The sequence below is a fragment of the Aurantibacter sp. genome (assembly GCF_039941195.1).
Classification (GTDB): Bacteria; Bacteroidota; Bacteroidia; order Flavobacteriales; family Flavobacteriaceae; genus Aurantibacter_A.
Genome location: NZ_JBDVFA010000012.1, coordinates 100152 through 123182 on the forward strand (window position 1 = coordinate 100152; position 23031 = coordinate 123182).

Annotated in this window: 14 protein-coding genes and 1 pseudogene; 7 read left to right on the forward strand and 8 right to left on the reverse strand. The window is 33.5% G+C overall.

From position 1 onward, the window contains the following. Positions 1–7: 7 nt before the first annotated feature. The 6 genes from ABJF52_RS02210 to tsaD all read right to left on the reverse strand — a co-directional run bounded on the left by ABJF52_RS02210 (position 8) and on the right by tsaD (position 8369). Complete coding sequence (locus ABJF52_RS02210; RefSeq protein WP_348145655.1) at positions 8–3346, reverse strand: TonB-dependent receptor; 3339 nt, start codon at positions 3344–3346, stop codon at positions 8–10. A gap of 317 nt (positions 3347–3663) precedes the next feature. Next, a complete protein-coding gene (locus tag ABJF52_RS02215) occupies positions 3664–4851 on the reverse strand; it encodes a class I SAM-dependent methyltransferase (RefSeq protein WP_348145658.1) in 1188 nt (395 codons plus the stop codon). A 7-nt stretch (positions 4852–4858) separates the two neighbouring features. Next, positions 4859–5947, reverse strand: a complete 1089-nt coding sequence (locus tag ABJF52_RS02220; RefSeq protein ID WP_348145661.1) for an AI-2E family transporter — start codon at positions 5945–5947, stop codon at positions 4859–4861. Positions 5948–5950: 3 nt separating this feature from the next. Continuing rightward, positions 5951–6598 carry a DUF4159 domain-containing protein gene (locus ABJF52_RS02225; protein WP_348145664.1) on the reverse strand — a complete coding sequence of 216 codons (648 nt, stop codon included), beginning with the start codon at positions 6596–6598 and terminating at the stop codon, positions 5951–5953. Between the two features lie 9 nt (positions 6599–6607). Continuing rightward, positions 6608–7315 carry a 16S rRNA (uracil(1498)-N(3))-methyltransferase gene (locus ABJF52_RS02230; RefSeq protein ID WP_348145667.1) on the reverse strand — a complete coding sequence of 236 codons (708 nt, stop codon included), beginning with the start codon at positions 7313–7315 and terminating at the stop codon, positions 6608–6610. 22 nt (positions 7316–7337) lie between these two features. Next, the gene (gene tsaD / locus ABJF52_RS02235; protein WP_348145670.1) at positions 7338–8369 is read right to left on the reverse strand and encodes a tRNA (adenosine(37)-N6)-threonylcarbamoyltransferase complex transferase subunit TsaD; all 1032 of its coding nucleotides are present in this window, start codon (positions 8367–8369) and stop codon (positions 7338–7340) included. Between the two features lie 135 nt (positions 8370–8504). Between tsaD and ABJF52_RS02240 the strand changes: the two genes are divergently transcribed. From ABJF52_RS02240 to ABJF52_RS02255, 4 genes are all read left to right on the forward strand, one after another. Beyond that, positions 8505–12899 carry a translocation/assembly module TamB domain-containing protein gene (locus ABJF52_RS02240; protein WP_348145673.1) on the forward strand — a complete coding sequence of 1465 codons (4395 nt, stop codon included), beginning with the start codon at positions 8505–8507 and terminating at the stop codon, positions 12897–12899. A 126-nt stretch (positions 12900–13025) separates the two neighbouring features. Beyond that, positions 13026–14012: a 6-phosphofructokinase gene (gene pfkA / locus ABJF52_RS02245; protein WP_348145676.1), complete on the forward strand. Its 987-nt coding sequence runs from the start codon at positions 13026–13028 to the stop codon at positions 14010–14012. 23 nt (positions 14013–14035) lie between these two features. After that, positions 14036–15037 carry a type I glyceraldehyde-3-phosphate dehydrogenase gene (gap, locus tag ABJF52_RS02250; RefSeq protein WP_348145679.1) on the forward strand — a complete coding sequence of 334 codons (1002 nt, stop codon included), beginning with the start codon at positions 14036–14038 and terminating at the stop codon, positions 15035–15037. A gap of 98 nt (positions 15038–15135) precedes the next feature. Then, positions 15136–15987 (forward strand): N-acetylglucosamine kinase, encoded by an 852-nt coding sequence (locus tag ABJF52_RS02255; RefSeq protein ID WP_348145682.1) that lies wholly within the window; start codon positions 15136–15138, stop codon positions 15985–15987. Positions 15988–16029: 42 nt separating this feature from the next. Here the strand turns inward: ABJF52_RS02255 and ABJF52_RS02260 are convergent, their stop codons facing one another. Both ABJF52_RS02260 and ABJF52_RS02265 read right to left on the reverse strand, forming a co-directional pair. Next, positions 16030–16410: a RidA family protein gene (locus ABJF52_RS02260; protein WP_348145685.1), complete on the reverse strand. Its 381-nt coding sequence runs from the start codon at positions 16408–16410 to the stop codon at positions 16030–16032. A 25-nt stretch (positions 16411–16435) separates the two neighbouring features. Beyond that, complete coding sequence (locus ABJF52_RS02265) at positions 16436–19048, reverse strand: putative LPS assembly protein LptD (protein ID WP_348145693.1); 2613 nt, start codon at positions 19046–19048, stop codon at positions 16436–16438. 237 nt (positions 19049–19285) lie between these two features. Between ABJF52_RS02265 and ABJF52_RS02270 the strand changes: the two are divergent. From ABJF52_RS02270 to ABJF52_RS02280, 3 genes and pseudogenes are all read left to right on the forward strand, one after another. After that, positions 19286–20053: pseudogene (locus tag ABJF52_RS02270) on the forward strand (N-acetylmuramoyl-L-alanine amidase); the annotation flags it as partial. Between the two features lie 804 nt (positions 20054–20857). Beyond that, on the forward strand, positions 20858–21826 hold the full coding sequence (locus ABJF52_RS02275; RefSeq protein WP_348145688.1) for an MlaD family protein: 969 nt from the start codon (positions 20858–20860) through the stop codon (positions 21824–21826). Then, positions 21827–23031, forward strand: a 1205-nt coding sequence (locus ABJF52_RS02280) for a (Fe-S)-binding protein (protein ID WP_348145690.1), incomplete at its 3' end; no start/stop codon positions are given.

Consider the following 23031-nt stretch of genomic DNA (forward strand, 5'->3'; position numbering starts at 1 on the left):
TGTCTAATTATAATCCTAATTCTAAGCTAAAAACATAACTAGGTGTTACTGGGAAGTTACCCGTATCAACCCCAAAGTTTGTATCTGGACCAGCAACCATAGGATCTAAACCAGTATACTTCGTGATAGTCCAAATATTATTCGCAGCGAAACCAAGTTTCATTTTATTAATTCCAATTTTATCTAATAAGTTTTGATCAAACGCATAACTTAATGACAAGCGTTGTAATCTAAGATAGGAACCATCTTCTACATACCAAGAGTTAGCAGCACCTGATGTGTATAAATTAGTTGCTCTTTCAAAAATAGGAGCTTCAGCATTGTCCCCTAATTCAGGTGTCCATGAATTTAGTACACGTTCTCCTTTAGCCGATCCTTCAAAGGTACCTTGAAAATCTGTGTACCATTTTGATTGGTTATAGATTTCGTTACCTAAAGAAGCATACCAATAGGTTTCAAACTCAATATTTTTATACTTTAAGTTCAAAATAGCACCACCGGTAAAATCAGGTACCGCACTACCAATAAAGGTACGGTCATCAGCAGTAATAAGCCCATCCCCGTCAATATCTTCATATTTAAATCTACCTAAACTAGCTTCACGATTTAAACCTGCAGCTTCTCTTGCGTTATTCTCTGCGTCTACATCAGCTTGAGAATTAAAATAACCTATCATCTTATAACCAAAAAATGAAGACATAGGCAAGCCTATTTGGTTTCTAACCATTGTATTACCTCTAATTGATGGACCATCAAAATAGTCAATATTCGGAGCTAATGATGTTATTTCATTATTTAGGAAAGAATAATTGGTTGTTATTTCAAAAGATAAATCTTCAGTGAAATTCCCACGTCCAATAATTTGTAAATCTACTCCTTTGTTCTCCATAGAGGCTATATTTACAGCGGGAGCAGATGCCCAAGAACCTACTACTGCAGGTAAAGGAACTTCATACAGTAGATCTTCAGTTTCTTTGGACCACCAGTCTAAAACAATATCTAATTTGTTATTGAAGAAACTAGCATCGAAACCAATGTTTAAAGTAGTTGAAGTTTCCCATTTAGCAGCTGAGTTTCCAATTCTACTTCGTGCAAAACCTTCACTAGCACCATCATTGGTTCCGGCAATTGGATAGAAAGTTCTTGCTCTATCAGATCCATACAACGAATATTGGTTATTAGGGTCAACATTAGTATCGTTACCCATTTTACCCCAACCGCCTCTAAATTTTAAATCGGAAAGGACATCTTGATCTTGTAAGAATGGTTCGTCAATTACACGCCATGCAGCGGAAAATGCAGGGAAAACACCATATCTGTTTTCACTACCAAAACGTGATGATCCATCTCGCCTAACAACACCAGCTACATAGTATTTTTCATTAAAGTTATATTTTAATTCACCAAATACAGAAGAGTAGTTTGCGCCTTTATACCAATTACTTTGTACAACTGGGTTTTGTACAGCTGACAAATCTTGGTAATCTAAATCCGTTGAAAATGGATTTTGACCAGATCCAGAAATATTTCTACCTGAACCTGTATTTAATGATTCTATACCCGCTAAAATTTTAATACCGTGCTTTCCAAATGTTTTTTCATAGGTTGCTGTATTGGTAAAAGTCCAATTAAAACCATATCCTCCGCCTTCTCCAAAAGAGTTATTGGCTTCAGTTTCAGAATCACCTAAATATTTGTAGTTATAATCAACATAATGGTAATTGTTATAAGTGCCACCAATACTTGTTCTAACTGTTAAACCTTCCATTATATTAAAGTTGGCATATAGATTACCAAAACCACCTATACTATAACTTTTATCGTCCCCTGCATTTCGTTCAAGTCTACGAACTGGGTTTCTAGGATTATTGAAACCAGCTGCCTTAGTACTTGCATAACTGCCAAACTCGTCGTAAACTGGAATAATTGTTGGCATACGATAAGCAGATAAAACTTCAGACTCGTCATCTGCTACATCTACACCTCCACTACCACCAAAGATCCCAACGGCTGATCTATAGGTTGTTTGAAAATTTTCTCCAATACTCAACCAAGGTGTAACATCCCATTCAGAGTTAAATCTAGCTGTATATCTTTTGAACTCTTGCTCTAATACAATACCAGATTGTTGTTGTGAAGATAAACCTAAGTAATATCTGCTATTTTCACTACCACCTTTAAAACCCATTGAAAAACGAGTTTGTGGTGCAATTCTTGTGATTTCTTTATACCAGTTAGTACCTTCAAGATTTGGTTTTATTAAAAAAGTTTCATCCGGATTTGCCGCGTATGCCGCCTGTATTGCAGCCATATCTACACTGCCATAAACCCCATTATCTCCATTGGCATGTAAATAATCCGGAAATGTAGGAGTAGCATTTGTGCCATATTGTGGATGATCATAATTTGGTAATGTACCTGGAGCTGTACCTTCAGCAATTGCATTATTTCGATACGACTGATGTGTCCATTCTGCCATTTCTTGCGGATTCAACATTTGCGGGGCGCCGGCGACATTTGGATCAGTAACACCACTAATCAAGCTAATATTTAATTCCGATTTAGTATCACCTTTTCTTCCTTGCTTTGTGGTATAAACAATAACTCCATTTGCAGCTCTTGCGCCATAAATTGAGGCAGCTGCCGCATCTTTTAATACAGAAGTATTTAAAATATCATCAGGGCTTAAAAAATCGATATTTGTAGTTGGTACACCATCTACCACATATAATGGAGAGTTATTACCGAATGAGTTGAAACCACGAACTCTAATTTGACTTGTTGTTCCTGGTTGTCCATTAGAAATAACGGTAACACCTGCAACTCTACCTTGCAATTGCTGTTCAACATTACCAGAAGGTATTGCTGCTAGTTCTTCAGCTTTTACAATAGAGACTGCAGCCGTAGTTTCTCTTTTACTTTCTGTAGAATAACCAGTTACAATTACTTCTTCGAGTGCAGCGGCATCTTCAATTAATGAAGCATTTACAGTTGAGTTGCCATTAACTGCGATTTCTTGAGCCTTAAATCCTATATAGCTAAATATCAAAGTCGCATCTGAATCTGCCTCTATAGTGAAGTTACCATCAAAATCAGTTTGTGTACCTGTAGTAGTGCCTTTTACTAGAACATTTGCACCAGGCAATGGAGCACCCGTATCATCTGTTACAATACCAGTAATGGTAGACTGTACGGTATTATTAATTTTTACTTTAGTTAAATTAGTTTCTGGATTTGCCATTGCCATTTGAGCACCAAGGCAAATCACCAGCGTTAATAAACCTACAGAAAAAGAAGACCTCTTCCTTTTAGGCTTTAACGAAGCGAAATCGAATTTTAGATTCATAATCATTTGTTGTTTTGTTAGTTTAAATTAATCTTGAAATTGTAAGGTTTTTCAATGAAAGTGCGCAAGTTCACAGACATAGAAAAATTTAAAACAGTGTTAATATTAAGAAATAATTATGATATCCTACCAATAACTAATAATAATTTAACTGCGAATTTGTCAATATGGAATAAAATTATTGCTAAAATCGAATTTAAACCCAATAGAATATAGGGCTTATGTAATAATTTAAGAAATGATAATTTTTTAACTTTTCTTTTGTAGGATAAATTTCTAGGATGATTTATTGGTGAATTATATTACGAAATCAAGTTTTATAAAGCGTCTATTTTAGCACACTTTAAAATTATTTTTTCATTTTCCATATTTCTAGTAAAAAACAAATAGACTTTTCCACCATCTTTAATATTATGTTTTTTTCTGATTTGCGCAACGCTTTCAGGAAAATTACGGATGCTAATATTGGCTTTGTTAAGATTTAAGCTTTTGAGTGCTGCTTTATTATAGGGTATAATCTTATTAATTAGGAATCGACGTCCGGGAAAATCAAGAAGATATTCAGAGGTATATAAATGACTATGCTCTTGTAGCTTCTTTACGTTTAATCTTTTACTAACAAGTTTAAATGCTCCAGACTTTAAAATTGCGGCATTTGGTTCATAAAGATAATTTAGAGGTAATGATAAGTCCGTTAGTGCATTTACCTCATCATAATAATTAAATTCAAAGGATTGATTTTCATCCTTTTTAATATTAACAGTCTTTATTAATATTGACTCATTGTAATTTTTATTTAGTAGCCAGAGCAGTTCTTTTACTTCATTATTTACAGCAACAACGTGTATTTCTAAGACATTTTTAAGTTCTTTAATGCCATAAGATAAATCATGTAGTGGTGAACTTTTTATTAAAACTGTTTCCGATTTATCAAAAAGAAAATCGAGATGCAATACAACATTTGGCCCGCAATCTGCAAATTGGAAAACTTTGCCTTTTACATCATTTCTTCTAGAGGGGTCTAAATAAATACAATCGAACTTCTTAGTTTTGTCGCATAGAAATGAAATTCCATCCTTAGGAATTGATTGAATATTCTTTGCCCCAAGTATTTTATGATTATAGGCAGCAATTTGAGCTAATTCCGCATTTATTTCACAATAATAAACTTCGTTAAATAATTTGGAGAAAAAATACGAATCAACACCAAAACCTCCAGTTAAATCTATAAGAGAATTTCCATTAACTATTTGTGCTTTATAGTGAGCTGTAATTTCTGAAGAAGTTTGCTCTACATTGAGTTTTTTAGGATAATAAATTGCTTCAGTAGAAAACCAAGTTGGAAGTTTTTTTTGGCACTTTTTTTTTGACTCTATTTGTTGAACTAACTCTTTTTGAGATACTTCCTTAAAAAGTTGCTTTTTTAATACTATTGACATTATATCTGAACCTAAATTTTCATTTATAAAATTCTGTATGTCAGTATTTAGTATGTGTTTATTCAAATTTATACTATAAGTCTTTCGTTAGTGATTTTACTGTTTTGTTTTCGGCTAAAAATTCCTTTAAAATCACCTTTATTGCGGTGTAACCCGGCACGGCAACAATCATTCCTACAACTCCAAAAAGTAAGCCTGCAATGATAATTACAAGAAATATTTCCAAAGGATGTGATTTTACGCTATTCGAAAAAATAAAAGGCTGAGAGAAAAAATTGTCAATTAGCTGACCCATGGTTAATCCTATTAAAATATAACCAGTTTTAGGTAGAATAACAGTGCTAAAATCTGCACCTAAATTACTTGTCATTGTTAGCAATATCATTAATACGCCTCCTATTATTGGGCCTATATATGGAATCACGTTAAAAAGTGCGCATAAAAAGGCAATTACAATTGCATTTTCTATACCTACAATTAATAGTACAATAGTGTAAATAATGAATAGAATAAGAATTTGAAGCAATAGTCCAACAAAATATCTAGAGAGTAGATTATTAATTTTATCGATAGATTTAATGGTTCTTTGTTCGTTTCTATCCGGAACAAAAGCTAATATTCCAGATTGAAGTAGTTTACTGTCCTTTAAGAAGAAAAAAGAAATAAATAATACGGAGAATAGTCCGATACTTAAATCACCGAGGGTACCCATAAGTGAATTCAAAAAATTGGGTATGAAACCAAAATCGAGGTTTGCAAAAATTTTAGATTCTTGAATACTTTCTTCAATATCCGATTGGCTCAAACCTAAATACTGAGTAATTTCTCGGTATAAACCTTCTACATTTTGTTGCAAGTCTTCAATGTCTAAAAGTGAAAGGTTTTTTCCCTGTTCTGCTAAAAGGGGTACAAACAATGCTAGTATCCCCCCCAATATTCCAAGTATTAACACCATAGTTAATACCACAGCTAAGGTGTTTGGAAATTTTAATTTATGTCGCAAAAACAAGATTACAGGCCTTCCTATTAAGGCTATTACAGCAGCAATTGCGAGATATGCTAAAACCGATTCTATTTTATACAGAAAATAAAGTCCTAGAGCTATTGCCGCAATTATGCCCAAAGCTCTAAGTATGCCACTTGAAATAGTTTTTGCTGTCATTTATTAATTTTTAAATGCATAAGAAATAATATTAGCTCCCATTTTAAGCGCTTTTTCTCTAATTTCTATAGGGTCGTTATGCACAGACGCATCTTCCCAGCCATCACCTAAATCACTTTCGAAAGTAAAAAGTAATACTAATCTATTTTCATAAGTTATTCCAAATGCTTGAGGTCTTTTTCCGTCATGCTCATGTATTTTAGGTAATCCATCAATAAACCTATATCGTTGATTAAATATTGGATGGTTAACACCTAATTCTTCTAATGTTAAATTTGGAAAAATTTTTACTATTTCTTTTTCAAGATAAGGTTTCATTCCATAATTATCATCAATATGCAAAAACCCACCAGATAGGAGATAGGTTCTTAAGTTGTCTGCTTCCTCATCTGAAAATACAACATTACCATGACCTGTCATATGGACCATAGGGAATTGAAAAATTAAGTTGCTTCCCACTTCAACTGTCTGTACTTTTTCTTTTATTCTTGTATTTAGATTGGTGTTACAATAGCGAATTAAATTGGGCAGTGCCGTTGGATTTGAATACCAATCTCCGCCTCCATTGTATTTCAAAATAGCCAACTCTTGCCCTTGAATAGGTAGCAAAAAGAATAGGAATAAAACAAATACAATCTTAATAATTTTCATAAATCAATTTTAGGTATTGTTTATAACGGCTACAGTAGCACAAGCGACAAGTGCTGCCGTTTCGGTTCGCAATCTATTTTTACCTAACGAAACAGGTAAGAAGCCTTTTTCATAAGCAAGTTTAATTTCGTTAGAACTAAAATCACCTTCAGGCCCTATAAGAACGGTGACGTCGTTATCTGCGGCAACTCTTCGCTTTAGTTCCATTTTTTCACCTTCTTCACAATGCGCAATAAATAAAAGTCCTTCTTTTTCAAGATTAAGATAATCGGTTAACTTAATCGCTGGATTTAATTTTGGTAAAAAAGCTTGTAGTGATTGTTTCATTGCAGATTGCAGAACTTTTTGCATGCGCTCTAATTTTATAACCTTGCGCTCAGAATGTTCACATATAATAGGTGTAATTTCATTGACGCCAATTTCTGTAGCTTTTTCTAGAAACCATTCGAAACGATCATTCATTTTGGTAGGCGCTACAACCAAATGTAAATAGTGCATTGCCTTATGTTTTTTTTCTTTGGAAATAATTTCAGCTTTGCATCTTTTTAAACTAGCATCAATAATTTTTGCTTGATATATGTAGCCCTTACCATTTGTTATAAAAAGTACGTCGTCTACCTTTTTACGTAAGACTTTTACAATATGCTTGCTTTCTTCAGATGAAAAAGAAAACTGAGCTATTGAATTATCAAGGGTAGGATTATAAAAGAGTTGCATTGCTTTTTTTATAATTTAAAAACTATTCGCTTAAACGATATCGCGGTTGCGCTGTAATACTTTGATCTGAGAAAAACTCTTGTTTATATTTCAAATATCCAACTATACCTATCATAGCAGCATTATCCGTACAATATTCAAATTTAGGAATATATGTGAACCAGCCATGGTTTTTTTCGGCATCCTTTAAAGCCATGCGTATTCCAGAATTTGCTGAAACCCCACCTCCAATTGCAACACTTTTTATACCTGTCTGCTTAACTGCTTTCTTAAGTTTATCCATAAGAATTGAAATGATTGTATATTGTATAGAAGCACAAATGTCATTCAAGTTTTCACTGATAAAATCAGGGTTTTCTTTAACAGCTTTCTGAATAAAATATAAAACACTAGTTTTAAAACCGCTAAAACTAAAGTTTAGACCGTCAACTTTTGGCTTAGGAAATTTAAATTTATGTGGGTCGCCAAGTTTAGCATATTTGTCAATAAGTGGCCCGCCAGGGTAGGGAAGTCCTAATATTTTAGCACTTTTATCAAATGCTTCGCCAACGGCATCATCTAATGTCTCGCCTAAAATTTCCATTTCAAAATAATCTTTTACCAAAACAATTTGTGTATGGCCTCCACTAATTGTCATTGCTAAAAACGGAAATTCTGGGGAAATAGAATTTTCTTCATCCGTTATAAAATGAGCTAAAATATGGGCTTGCATATGATTAACTTCAATTAATGGAACGTTTAATCCTAATGCTAAAGATTTAGCGAAAGAGGTTCCAACAAGAAGTGAACCCATTAGTCCAGGTCCGCGTGTAAAAGCTATGGCAGATACTAGTTTTTTGTCGATATTTGCTATAGCTAAAGCTTGATGTACAACAGGAACTATATTTTGTTGATGTGCTCTTGATGCAAGTTCAGGAACAACACCACCATATTGCTCATGTATTTTTTGTGTAGCCACAACATTGCTAATAACCTTTTGGTTCATTAAAACAGCGGCTGCGGTGTCATCACAAGAAGATTCTATAGCTAGAATGTAAATAGTTTCATTTTCCACTTAGTTTGGAATAAAAATTGGAGTACGAAGATAAAACAAAAGAGCACTATCAAAAAACTAAGAAAAATACTGGTTAGAACACTTTTAGTGTTGTTTTTGATATGCGTTCTTGGCACTATTATTTTATCCTTGCCAATGGTGCAAACTCGTTTTGCTAAATATGCCACCACTACTATAAATAAAGAATTTGGGACTAATATAAATATTAGCAAATTAAGGGTTTCCTTAATGTCTTGGGATACCGCTTTGGAAGGTATCTATATTGAAGACTACGAAAAGGATACGCTTTTTTATATACATGAACTTTCTACCTCTGTTTTGAGTGTCAAAAATATGATGGATGGAAAGATGGAATTTGGTGAAATTGATATTGATAAACTTGACTTTAAGCTAATAAAATATCAAGATAGTACCAGTACCAACCTTGAAGTTTTTATAGATAAGTTAGATGATGGAAAACCCAGAAAGCCTGGAACACCACCCTTCTTTTTTTCATCGTCTAATGTCCATATTGCAAACAGCCATTTTCGACTTATAGATGAGAATATGGAAAATAAAAATGTTCTTGATTTTGAAAAATTAAATATCACTGGTAACGATTTTCAGATACTTGGCCCCGAAGTGGACGTTGATATTAAGAAAATGAATTTCAGTAGTACTAGAGGTATAGATGTTAGTAATATGATTACTAATTTCAAGTATACCAAGCAACAAATGCGATTCGATTCATTAACCATAAAAACACCAGAATCTGAGTTGTTAGGTAATTTACAATTTGATTATGATCGGAGCGATTTTGCTGATTTTTTTAATAAGGTAAATGTTTCTGCCCAGTTTAATGAATCTACTGTTGCTTTCGATGAAATTAACATGTTGTACAATAGGTTTGGAAAGGGAAATAAAGCTTCTTTTTCATCAAATATTAGTGGCGTTTTAAACGACTTAAATACGAACGAACTTTTTGTAGTTTCAAATAATACAGGAATTAGAGGAGACTTTAATTTTAAAAATTTATTTACAAAATCCGAACCATTTTCAATGGATGGTAAACTAAAGAATGTAACTACAAGTTATTATGAATTACGTTCATTATTACCGAATATCTTGGGTCAGTCATGGCCTACCTCATTTCAAAAATTAGGTCAGTTTACCATACGTGGTGATGCCTTTATTACAGAGACTTCTATTTCAACAAAAGTTAATTTAAATACCGCTATAGGTAGTAGTTATGCGGATTTGGATATGACCAATATCAATAATATTGATAATGCTACCTACAAAGGATTTATTTCATTAATAGATTTTGATTTAGGCAATTTTGTTGAAAATAAAAGTTTAGGGAAGGCTACTTTAGATTTTAATGTAGAAGGTAAGGGCTTTGTGCAAAAGAACTTAAATACTGAAATTATAGGACAAGTCTATTCGCTAGTCTTCAATAATTATGAATACAATGACTTAAAGGTGTCGGGTCTTTTAAAAGAAGACCTTTTTGATGGTTCTTTAGTTAGTAATGATGAAAATGTGCAATTTAGTTTTAAAGGATTAGCAGATTTAGGATTAGATGGTAATAACTTTAATTTCATTGCTTCCGTAGATTATATGGATTTAAAGAAATTGAATTTTATAAATGATAGCGTTTCTATTTTTAGAGGAAATGTTAATATGGACATTTCTGGTAATTCGCTCGATAATTTTGTTGGTGATATTAAATTTACTAAAACCAACTTTGAGAATAAAAACGACACGTATTATTTTGAAGATTTTAAAGTGTCTTCAACTTTTGAAAACGATTCCATTCGCGTTATCGATATTAATTCTCCGGATATTATTACTGGTTACATGAAGGGGAATTTTAAGGTAAGCGAGTTGGATAAATTAGTAAAGAATTCTTTGGGTAGTATCTATACCAATTACCGGCCTTTTGAAATTTCTGATGGGCAAACTTTAAATTTTAATTTTAAGATTTACAATAAAATTGTTGATGTCTTTTTTCCCGAAGTTACCTTCGATCCAAACACTTTTATAAAGGGTAATATTATTGCAGATGATGGGGATTTTAAATTGAATTTTAGATCACCATTTATAGCAGCATATGGCAATCAAGCCGATAAAATTAATGTTACAATTGATAATAAAAATCCGCTGTTTAATACTTTCGTTTCAGTTGGTGATTTATCAACCCCTTATTACGACGTAAAAGATTTTAATTTAATTAATACCACCTTAAAAGACACGCTGTTTTTTAGAACAGAATTTAAAGGTGGCAGTGAATTTAATGATAGCTATAATCTTAATTTTTATCACACATTTAATAAGGAAAACAAATCTGTAATCGGTCTTAAAACTTCAGATGTAAGTTTTAAAGGCAACAAGTGGGTGTTAAATAAAGATGGAGATACTAAAAATAAAGTGATACTAAATCGTACACTCGACAGTATTAGCATTCAAGAAATTGTAATGCATAACAATGTTGATGAGGAGATTAAATTAAAAGGGCAATTAGCAGATTCAACATACAAAGATTTAGAATTACAATTTAAAATTGTTTCCTTAAATAAGATTACTCCTGGTATAGATAGCTTAAGGCTACAGGGTGAAGTAAATGGTAAATTACATGTTTTGCAAAAAGATGATATTTACCTGCCAACTTCTAATTTAAATATTGAAGATTTTGGTATAAATGACATCCGTTTAGGGGATTTATCTATTGGTATTGTCGGTAACCGAGATTTAACAGATTTTGTTGTAAATTCTCAAATTACAGATAAGGGTATAGAGAAGTTGGGAATCGTTGGTAACATTAAAAACAAAGGTGATTTACCAGAGGCCGATTTACTAGTCAATTTTAGCAATTTTGACTTAGAACCATTTGCTCCATTGGGTGAAGGTGTTATTAGTAATATTAGGGGTGATTTAAATGGTAATGCTCGAATTAAGGGAGAAGTTAATAATCCTGATTTTAGTGGAATATTAACCTTAGATAATGCAGGCATTGGCATACCATTTTTAAATGTGGATTATGATTTTGCTAAGAATTCGCGGGTGAATTTAGAGAAACATACTTTCGATTTTGATAATATTTTATTGACGGATGTAGCTACTGGTTCGAAGGCTGTAATTGACGGTACCATAAAACACGATTATTTTAAGAAATGGGGGTTAGACTTTAATGTCGATACTAAGAATGATCGTTTTTTATTGTTGAATACTGAATTCGATGAAGAATTTCTTTATTATGGAACTGCATATTTAAATGGTAAAGGAAGAATATATGGTCCTACAAAAGCTTTAAATATAACCGTGGATGGAAAAACGGCTCGAGGTACTTCATTGAAAATTCCATTGAGTGATGTAGCAACAGTAGGTGATTATTCATTCATCAATTTTGTAGATAAAAGAGCAGTTGAGACTGAAGATGAAGTACGAATTTTAGATACTTTTCAAGGTATACAAATGGAATTCGATTTAGATATTACTGATGAAGCTGAAGTTGAAATAGTTACCGATACACAAACAGGTAGTTCGTTAAAAGGTACCGGTGAAGGACCTATGTTAATGCGAATTAATACCAAAGGAGATTTTCAAATGTTTGGTGAATATGTAGTTGTAACAGGAGAATTTAATTATAAATTAGGAGGAGTAATTAATAAGCGTTTTGCGGTTGAGCCTGGTGGGAATATTTATTGGAATGGTCCGCCACTGGGAGCAGAAGTAAATATGAAGGCAGTATATTCTTTAAATGCTAACCCGGCACCGTTATTAGATAGTCAATATACACGAAGAATTCCGACCGACGTTGTTATTTTAATGCGAGGTGAGTTGGAAAATATGGATATTGAATTTGATATTGAATTTCCGAGTACAAATTCCATCGTAAAATCCGAATTAGAATATGCCTTGCAAGATCCAACAATAGAGGAGAAGAATGCCATATTTCTATTGGCACAAGGTTCATTTGTAAACGATCAAAGCGGTCTTAGTTCTCAGGCAGTTACTGGTAATTTGATTCAATCCGCATCCGGTTTATTAAATCAGGTTTTAGGTGGTGATAACGATAAATTTAATTTAGGGCTCTCCTATGAGCAAGGTATACTTGATCGTAGTTCAGATATTCAGACGGAAAATAGGTTTGGTGTAACAGTATCCACAAAAATAAGTGATCGTATACTTTTAAATGGAAAAGTGGGTGTGCCGGTTGGTGGCACCACTGAAACTGTTGTAGCGGGAGACTTTGAGTTACAGTTGTTGTTAAATGAAGATGGTACGTTAAGTGCAAAATTTTTCAATAAGGAGAGTGAAATACAGCAGTTTTTAGGTGAAGAACTAGGCTACACTCAAGGTGCTGGTATATCGTATCAGGTTGATTTTGATAGTTTTAAAGAGCTATTTAGAAAAATATTTAAAAAGGAAAAATCGGAGGAAAATATAATTCCGCAAACTATAAATCAGCCTGGTAGCGTTATGCGGCAGGATAGTCTTATTCGTTTTTACCCAAAATTAAGTACAGCGTTGGCACCCGATAGTGAATAAGTGATATTGTTTTAATTTGAACTTAAAGTTATTATTGTGTTACTTCAAGCGCTATCCTGTAAAAATCTACATTTATAGGTAACATTTTAATATTTCTTTGCTACTTTTGTTGGCTTAAAATTTTTGATGAAGTCCACAATAAAAAAAATAGGTGTTTTCACTTCTGGAGGAGATTCACCTGGAATGAATGCAGCCATTCGTTCAGTTGTTCGAACGTGTGCATATCTTAAAATTGACTGTGTAGGAATTTATAGAGGGTATCAAGGTCTCATCGAGGGAGATTTTAAAGCAATGGATGCCCGTAGCGTAAATAACATTATTAACAAGGGTGGTACTATTTTAAAATCTGCTCGTTGTGATGATTTCCGAACGAAGGAAGGTAGAGCTTTAGCTCATCAAAAACTTAAAGCTGAAGGAATAGACGCTTTGGTTGTAATTGGTGGCGATGGGAGTTTTACTGGTGCGCTCATATTTAATAAAGAATACGACTTTCCAATAATGGGTATTCCTGGAACTATTGATAATGATATTTTCGGAACGACCTTTACACTTGGCTTTGATACAGCATTAAACACTGTTGTTGATGCTATTGATAAAATTAGAGATACAGCAAGTTCTCACAATCGCCTTTTCTTTGTAGAAGTTATGGGCCGTGATGTGGGTCACATTGCTTTAAATGCAGGTGTTGGCGCTGGTGCGGAAGAAATATTAATTCCAGAGGAAAATATAGGTCTTGAGCGATTATTAGAATCGTTGAAGCGAAGTAAAAAGTCTGGTAAATCTTCAAGTATTGTTATTGTGGCCGAAGGTGATAAGTCTGGTAAAAATGTTTTTGAACTTAAAGAATATGTTGAAGAACATTTACCGATTTATGATGTGCGTGTTTCAGTTCTAGGTCATATGCAACGTGGAGGTTCACCTTCTTGTTATGACAGGGTTTTAGCAAGTAGAATGGGAGTGAAGGCAGTAGAAGCTTTATTAGAAGGAAAAACTAGCCTTATGGTTGGAGTACGTGATAACGATTTGATTTTAACACCAATTGAGAAGGCTATAAAAGGTCATACTAAATTGGATAAGGAACTTATTAGAGTTTCAGATATAATGACAACTTAAATACTAATTAAAAAACAAGAAGAATGTCAAATTTAAAAATAGGAATAAACGGTTTTGGTAGAATAGGAAGATTGGTTTTCAGAGCATCTATTAAAAGAGGTGATGTAGATGTAGTAGCTATCAATGATTTATTAGATGTAGAGCACTTAGCATATTTACTAAAATATGATTCGGTACACGGTAAATTTGACGGTACTGTTGAAGTAGAAGGTGGTCATTTAGTCGTGAATGGAAAAACGGTAAGAATTACAGCTGAAAGAGATCCAAAAAATATTGCATGGGGTGCTGTTGGTGCTGATACCGTTGCAGAATGTACGGGTATTTTTACAACTTTAGAAACTGCTCAATATCATATTGATGGTGGGGCAAAGAAAGTAGTTATTTCGGCTCCTTCTAAAGATGCGCCTATGTTTGTTATGGGTGTGAATCATTCAGAAGTAAAGGCATCAGATGCTATTGTTTCAAATGCTTCTTGTACAACAAATTGTTTAGCTCCTGTTGCTAAGGTGTTAAATGATAACTTCGGAATAGAAGAGGCTTTGATGACTACTATTCACGCGAGTACTTCTACTCAATTTACAGTAGATTCACCTTCAAGAAAGAATTACAGATTAGGTCGTTCAGCAATGTTGAACATTATACCTTCTACTACTGGTGCTGCTATTGCCGTAACCAAAGTAATTCCAGCTTTAACAGGAAAACTTACAGGTATGGCATTTAGAGTGCCTACTGCTGATGTTTCAGTTGTTGATTTAACAGTAAGAGTTAGTAAAGAAACTTCTTTAGAAGAAATTAAAAAGGCGTTTAAAGCTGCTTCGGAAGGAGAATTAAAAGGAGTGTTAGGTTATACAGATGAAAGTGTAGTTTCTCAAGACTTTGTAAGCGATCCAAGAACAAGTATTTTCGATGCAGAGGCTTGTATTGAATTGAATTCTGGATTCTTTAAATTAATTTCTTGGTATGATAATGAGGCTGGTTTCTCTAATAAAATGCTAGATTTAATTCAGCATGTAAATACACTTTAATTTACATAAATTAGTAAACACAGGATTTAAGGAATACTAAAATCCTGTGTTTATAGTTATTACTCTTCACAAAATTCCTTTAATCCTAAAAGTAATATATGATTCTAATAGTTGATAGTGGTGCAACCAAGGCAGATTGGATAGCTTTAGATGAAAAAGGAGAACAATTATTTCTTACTCAAACGCTTGGGTTGAGTCCTGAAGTTTTGACGAAAGCGGTAATTGAAGACAGGCTTGCTAATAATTTTGAACTTTCTAAAAATAAAGAGACTGTAACAAGATTATATTTTTATGGAGCAGGTTGTGGTACGGATCGCATGAAAAAATTTCTTAAAGAAATATTTTCAGATTTCTTTCCTAATGCAAAAACTGATGTAAAAGAAGATACTTACGCTGCTATTTTTTCTACTACAAAAATTGGACATCAAGGAATAGTTTGTATACTTGGTACAGGGTCGAATTGCAGTTATTATGATGGTCATCAACTTTTTCAAAAAGTAACTTCGTTAGGTTATATTCCAATGGATGATGGAAGCGGAAATTATTTTGGAAGAAAGTTAATTCGTGATTATTACTTCCATAAAATGCCACAAGACTTGAGTCATAAATTTGATAAAGAATATGATTTGGATGCAGATGTTATTAAAGAGAATCTATACAAACAACCGAATCCAAATACTTATTTGGCAACATTTGCAAGATTTTTAATTGAGAATAAAGATCATCCATACAGTAAAGGTGTAATTGATAAAGGCTTACAGCAGTTCGTTAATAATTATATTATGCAGTTTGAATTGGCTACAAAAGTGCCAATTAATTTTGTTGGAAGTATAGCTCATTATTTACGTGAGGAATTAACAGCTGTATTAAAACGAAACGATTTAATTGTAGGCGTAATTCGCCAAAGACCTATTGAAGGTTTGATGGAATTCCATAGAGAGACTTTATAGTTTGAAGTAAAAACCAAACTATATTAAAAGCTGTAGAATAAACTATTTTACAGCAATCATGGAAATCTCTACATTTACAAATTTCGGTAAATTAGCAACTTCAACAGTTTCTCGTGCAGGGGCAGTTTCTTCGTTAAAATAATTGCCATAAACAGTATTCACTTCTGCAAATTTATTCATGTCGCTGAGGAATATTGATGACTTTACAACATTTTCAAATTTCATATCTGCAGCGATTAAAACAGCATTTAGATTCTCCATCACTTTCTCTGTTTCTAAACTAATGTTTCCTTCCACTAGTTTACCTGTTGAAGCATCTAATGGAATTTGTCCTGAGATATATAAAGTGTCTCCACTTAAAACGGCTTGATTATATGGTCCTATTGGAGCTGGAGCATTTTTGGTAGAAATTATCTTTTTCATAATTATTGAATTAAATTGAATAATACTATCGAGAAATTTGACTTCTATTTTCCCATTTAAGATCACTAAGTAATGAACTTTTTATCCCAATAAAGAAATACCAACGTTCATAAGTCCCGAATGGAGTCCAATTGAATCGTAGCGTAAAGCTTTTCAAATCACGCTCTAGTCGTAATTGTGTTAGAGTAAATCCTTGATTTTTAAAATCGTAACCGGAGGAGCCTCCAACTTTCCATCTTGGAGATAGTTCAATATTACCGGAGAACATCAAGGAGTGACTGCTAAATTCGTTCTGTCGTGCGGAATTGGAATAACTCGCAGAATAGGCTAGACGTAAATCCCATGGTATTTTTGTTCCGTAAATAGGATTTTCAACATCTTCATCCATTTTTTCTTTTACATCTCGACCTCTATCTTGGTAAAAATCATCAGCTTGTCCAAATAAATCATCATCACGACCACCACTCTGGGCAACATAATCATATTCATTTATATCTTCTTCTTCCTCTTCATCCTCCTTTTTTCTTCCAAAAGTTTTACTGTCTATTGAATAACCCACATTAACATTAGCTCGGGTTAAACGCAATAGACTACCACCGTTATCTTTATTCCATACATTTATTCTACTACCATTATTATCAATAGCATATGGATCTAACCCGGCCGAAAAGTTTACCGACATTTTGTTATCCAAAATATTAGTTCCTCCATTTATACTTAGGGGACTTAATTTTAAAGAATCGGATTCGAAGTTGTAGCCTGTAGAAATATTAAAGTTACTCAAAAGCGATACTTTTTTAGCCTCTGTTGCTGTAGAGTCTTTATCGGTGACTTTGGCCTCTAAGGTATTCGCCAGTGAAAAACTAAGACTGTTTGATTTGCTAAGACTAGGTGCACCATTTAAAGTTCCGGTAAATCTCGTAAACTGAACAACTTCACCATTAGCGTCAAGGTACTCATCATAAAATTGCTCAAAAGAAGGTGTATACCCATAACTTAAAGACGGCCGCATTACATGGCGTATAGCTTGAACCTTTTTGTCTTCACCAAAATTAAAAGTACCATAAACTGTTGTGCCGACACTCGCACTTAAATTATATTTATTGTAGCGGTCAAATCCAGCTATAGAGTCAGTTACAACTTCTTCTGTCGCGGCATCATAACTTTTATTGTATGTTTCCCAAGCCCAAATATCTTCATAAGATCCACCCATACTAACACTAAAGAATTTAGCAACTTTAAAGTTCGTACTAATTGGAATTCTATGTCGAGCTCCCATTATGGCATCGCTTAATGAAAATTCTTCACCTGTAGTGGTTATGCTGTTTCTGTAATTAACATCATATTGAAAATTAATATTTTGGAGGGCACCTTTTTTAATTCCTTCTCTTTTTGCAAAAGGGAAAATACGTTCCATACTACTTTGAAACGTTGGAAGTGTAATATTCACTACATCGGTATTTGTGTTTTGACTATGTGATGCAGTTAAACTCATATTAACTGAAGGGTATTCTGGAAATGTTTTGGAATACGATATGGATGAGTTTAAACTATTCGATTGCGTTAATGGCAAATTCTGTTGCAGTAAAGAACTCTTATAATAAGAACTACTTCCTAAGTTTACAGAAGCCGAAAAGGTTGAATTTGGACTGGCTTTAGCATCTTGTGAATGCGAAATTTGAATATTATAAATTTGACTATTACTATAATCGCTAAATCCTTTCTGGCTAGTAACTAAATTTTCATATCTAAAATTAACATTCCCGCGATAACGATATCGTTTGGCATAAATAGATTGTCCTTTTAAGCCGTAGCTACCATTAGTATATAAATCTGCAGTAACTAATAAATCTGCTACATCCCCAATAGGAATGTAATATCCTCCATTCTGCAGAAAATAACCACGGGTAGGATCGTTACCAAAAGTTGGTATTTGTACCCCAGCTGTTCTGCCTACAGATAGTGGGAAATATGCAAAGGGGAGTGCTATTGGTGTTGGTACATCAGCAATGTATAAGTTGCTTAAACCTGCAATAACTTTCTTTTTAGGAACAAATTTTGCTTTTCGAACCCGAATGTAATAATCGGGGTTTACGGTGTCTTGAGAAGTTGTAAGTTTCGCTTCACTCATAAAGTAAACCGAATCGTTTTCTTTTTTTGTGATTTCCGCATACACGTTCATATTATCGCTTCCTAATTGTCCTGCACCCGCTTGTTGTTCTGTTCTAGAATTAAAAATAAGCGCTTTTTTGGTGTCAAAATTAAAACGAATAGAGTCAGGTTGTACTTCGTTATCAGCTTGCTTAAAATAGGGGAGTTGACTATAGTTTCCTAACGAATCTTTCATGCGACCTGCATAAACTTCATTTTTAACATAGTCTAAAACTATAACACCAGCTTTAAGCTCAGTATCTTGATAGTAAATTTCAGCTTCATTATATAAATAAATCTTCTGTTCCTTTTGGCTCAGACGAACATAGTCTTTTGCCTTATAATTTATTTTGTCTAGTAGTAATGTCTTTTTACCATTGTTGGGGGTTGCTTCTAAAGTGTCGTTCTTAATACTGTCATTTTGAATGCCCGTTAATAACAAAGGCGCCATGATTGTATCGGTCGGGGCTTGAATAGGTAAAGCCATCAAGTTATCTTCTTGTGAAGCTCCGGAAAACAGGCCAACAATGAAGAGGATTATAAAAAGTAGACAATGTTTATTTGGTTGCAATGCGATATATGCTATTTTTGTAACCGTTTGGTTGGCACGAGTAACTATGTTTGTATCGTAATTCGTGTTCAAACTTACATATATTTTTGGTTCCCCTTATAGCGTATTACAATAAATTTAACCATATTGTGGCTTGTAAAATCTAACCTAGACATGTTCAAAATTCGGTTTTTCCCTTTATCATTTTTGTTATTTATTCTTTTTTTTAGTCCTTTTAACCAGAGTTATTCAGGTGTTTTGGCTCAAGAACCCTTTGTGGTTGTACTGGATGCAGGCCATGGCGGACATGACCCGGGAAATCTTGGAAATGGTTATTTAGAAAAGAATATTGCATTAAATATTGTTTTAAGAGCAGGGAGAATATTAGAACAAAATCCAAATATAAAAGTTGTTTACACGCGTAAGGATGATACTTTTGTTGATTTATTTGTTCGTGGAGAAATAGCGAACAAAGCAAAAGCAGATTTATTTGTATCCGTTCATTGCGATTCACATACTTCAGATGCACATGGAGCGGGTACTTTTGTTTTAGGTTTACATGCCAACGAACAGAATTTTGCAATTGCGAAAAAAGAGAATTCTGTTATTTATTTAGAGGATAATTATGCAACACGTTATGCGGACTACGATATAAACTCCCCCGAATCTGTAATTGGTTTAACAATAATGCAAGAAGAATTTTTAGATCAAAGTGTTGCCTTAGCAAAAGCTATACAAGATAATTTTGCAAATAAATTAAAAAGGAAGAATAGAAAAGTAAAACAAGCAGGATTTATAGTATTGCACCAAACTTTTATGCCAAGTGTTTTGGTAGAAACTGGATTTTTAACAAACGACCAAGAAGGTGCTTATTTAAATTCCAGTAAAGGGCAGTCTGAAATAGGTACAGCAATCGCAAATGCTATTTTATTATATCAGAAAAATACAATTAGTAATGTTGGTACAAGTGCTATAAGCAGTATGCCAAGTGCACCAGACCCAGAAATGAATGAGACAGTAGCGTCGAATACTGTTGAAACTAAAACTGCCGATATTTCTGAAGAGATAAAAGAGGAAGTAGCCGTTGTAGAAAATGTTCCTGATAAAGGACAAGATGAAGTTAAGAAAATGCTTGAAGATGCACAGAAAAAAAGTGTAGAAGCAATTTCAGAGACTGAGGTAGAAACGCCTTCAGTTCCTGAAACAACGACTGTAGTTAAAGAGATTCCAAAAGAAAAAACGGAAGTTGTAGTTACTGAAGTTAATGATGCGGGGAAACCAAAAATTGTAAAAGAAGAGGTGATTACCGTTGTAGATAAAGTTGTTTCAACAACTACAACAACCGTTCCGGAGAAAAAGGATGTTGTTGAAACAGCAAAAACGGAGGTTGTTACACCTAAGGAAGAGGTAGTCAAGAAACCAGCATCTAATATTGAATTTAGGGTACAATTAATGGCTAGTGGAAAAAACCTATCTCCAAATGATCCAATTTTTAAAGGCCTAGGTGAAATTTCAAAAGAACCAATAAAAAGTTTATATCGTTATATGCATGGAAGTACAAACGATGTGATAAAAGCAAGGTTACTAAAAAAGGTTGCTGATGCCAAGGGTTTTACAACCTCTTATATAGTAGCATATAAAAATGGTGTTCGAATGGATATTGATGAGGCAATGAAATCTGCTTCAGAATAATTCTCGACTTCAATATTTTATTTCTAATTTTGTTAGAACGATAAAACCATCCTTTTGAAATTATCCAGAGAAATTAAAACGGGTATTATAGTAGTAGGAGGTATCCTATTATTCATTTTAGGCTTTTCTTACCTAAAATCTACTTCCCTTTTTGATAACAACAAAACTTTTTATGCGGTATACGATAATGTTGGTGGATTGCAGCCAGGTACACCAGTAACAATTAACGGGTTTAATGTTGGTACAGTTAACGATATTAAATTTAAAGATGAATCGGGCAGACTGCTAGTTACATTTTCGGTGGACAATGATTTCCAATTTACAAAATCTAGTACTGCTGAGTTATATGATACAGGTATAATAGGAGGAAAGGGTATTCGAGTGAATCCTATTTTTGATGGTGGTCCATTAGCTAAATCAAAAGATACGCTAAAGACAAGAACAAGTCCAGGGTTAACTGAATTGGTTCAGCAAAAGCTAACACCTTTACAGTTAAAGGTTGAAGGTGCTTTTACAAATGCTGATTCGTTATTAGCGAATGTAAATAATATTTTAGATGACAAAGCTAAAAATGATTTGCAAGGCACTTTAGAAGGGTTTAATAAAACTATGGCCAGTTTAACAGAAAGTGCCAATATACTCAATCGAATTCTCAATAAAAATGAAAGTAAATTAGATAGTTCATTAACTAATTTTCAAGAGCTAACAAATAATTTCGCACAACTTTCAGATTCACTTAATAACGCAGGATTGGGCAATACAATAGCGAGCTTACAATCTACTATGGCTAATTTAGATAAGATAATGGCCAATTTAGAAAATGGTGAAGGAACCTTGGGTAAACTCATGGAAAATGAGGAGCTTTATGATAATCTTACAAGCGCTTCGCACGAATTGGATTTGTTATTACAAGATTTTCGTTTAAATCCGAAACGTTATGTGAATGTATCGGTATTTGGAAAGAAGCAAATTGATTATGAATTGCCAGAAGAAGATCCAGCCGAACTAATAGAACAACAATAAATGGAACTACTCCCTCAGATTTTATTTGGTGTAGTGCTGCTTGCAGGTATTGGTTTTTTTGCGAAAAATGTAAAGACACTTCGTCGTAATATTAAACTTGGCCAAGACGTCGATGTCACAGATAATAAACCCTTGCGTTGGCGTAATATGATTCGCATAGCCTTAGGCCAAACTAAAATGGTAGTACGCCCAATAGCAGGCTTTCTTCACATCATTGTATACGTCGGTTTTATAATTATTAATATAGAAGTTTTAGAAATTATTATTGATGGACTTTTTGGTACACATAGAATATTTGCGCCTCTTGGTTCTCTTTACAACTTTTTAATAGGGTCTTTTGAGATTTTAGCATTATTAGTAATCATAGCGGTAGTTGTTTTTTGGGTTAGAAGAAATATAATTCGTTTAAAACGTTTTATGAAACCTGAAATGGAAGGTTGGCCAAAAAAAGATGGTAACATGATTCTTTATATAGAATTGGTGTTAATGATACTTTTTCTCACAATGAATGGAGCAGATTTTCAATTACAACAATTGAATGTAGCTCATTATACACATGCAGGTTCATTTCCTGTAAGTCAGTTTTTAGCACCAATTTTTGATGGCTTAGAAGTTTCGACTTTAATTATAATTGAGCGAACAACTTGGTGGCTTCATATTATTGGCATACTGTGTTTCTTAAATTATTTATATTATTCAAAACACTTACATATACTGCTAGCTTTCCCAAATACTTATTATGGAAAAACAACACCAAAAGGTCAATTCGCCAACTTAGATGCTGTGACAAATGAGGTAATGTTAATGATGGATCCAAATGCCGATCCATTTGCGGCTCCAGCGGAAACCGAAGATGATGCTCCTCCAGAAAAGTTTGGTGCATCTGATGTTTTAGATTTAAACTGGGTGCAGCTATTAAATTCCTATACATGTACAGAATGTGGAAGATGTACAAGTGAATGTCCTGCTAATCAGACTGGGAAAAAATTATCTCCGAGAAAAATTATGATGGACACCCGCGATCGTTTGGAAGAAGTGGGCAAAAATATGGATGCTAATAATGGTGAGTTTAAGGATGATGGTAAACAATTACTTGGGGACTATATTTCGCATGAAGAAATTTGGGCATGTACATCATGCAATGCGTGTGTTGAAGCTTGCCCTGTAAGTATTGATCCCTTATCAATTATTATGGACATGCGTCA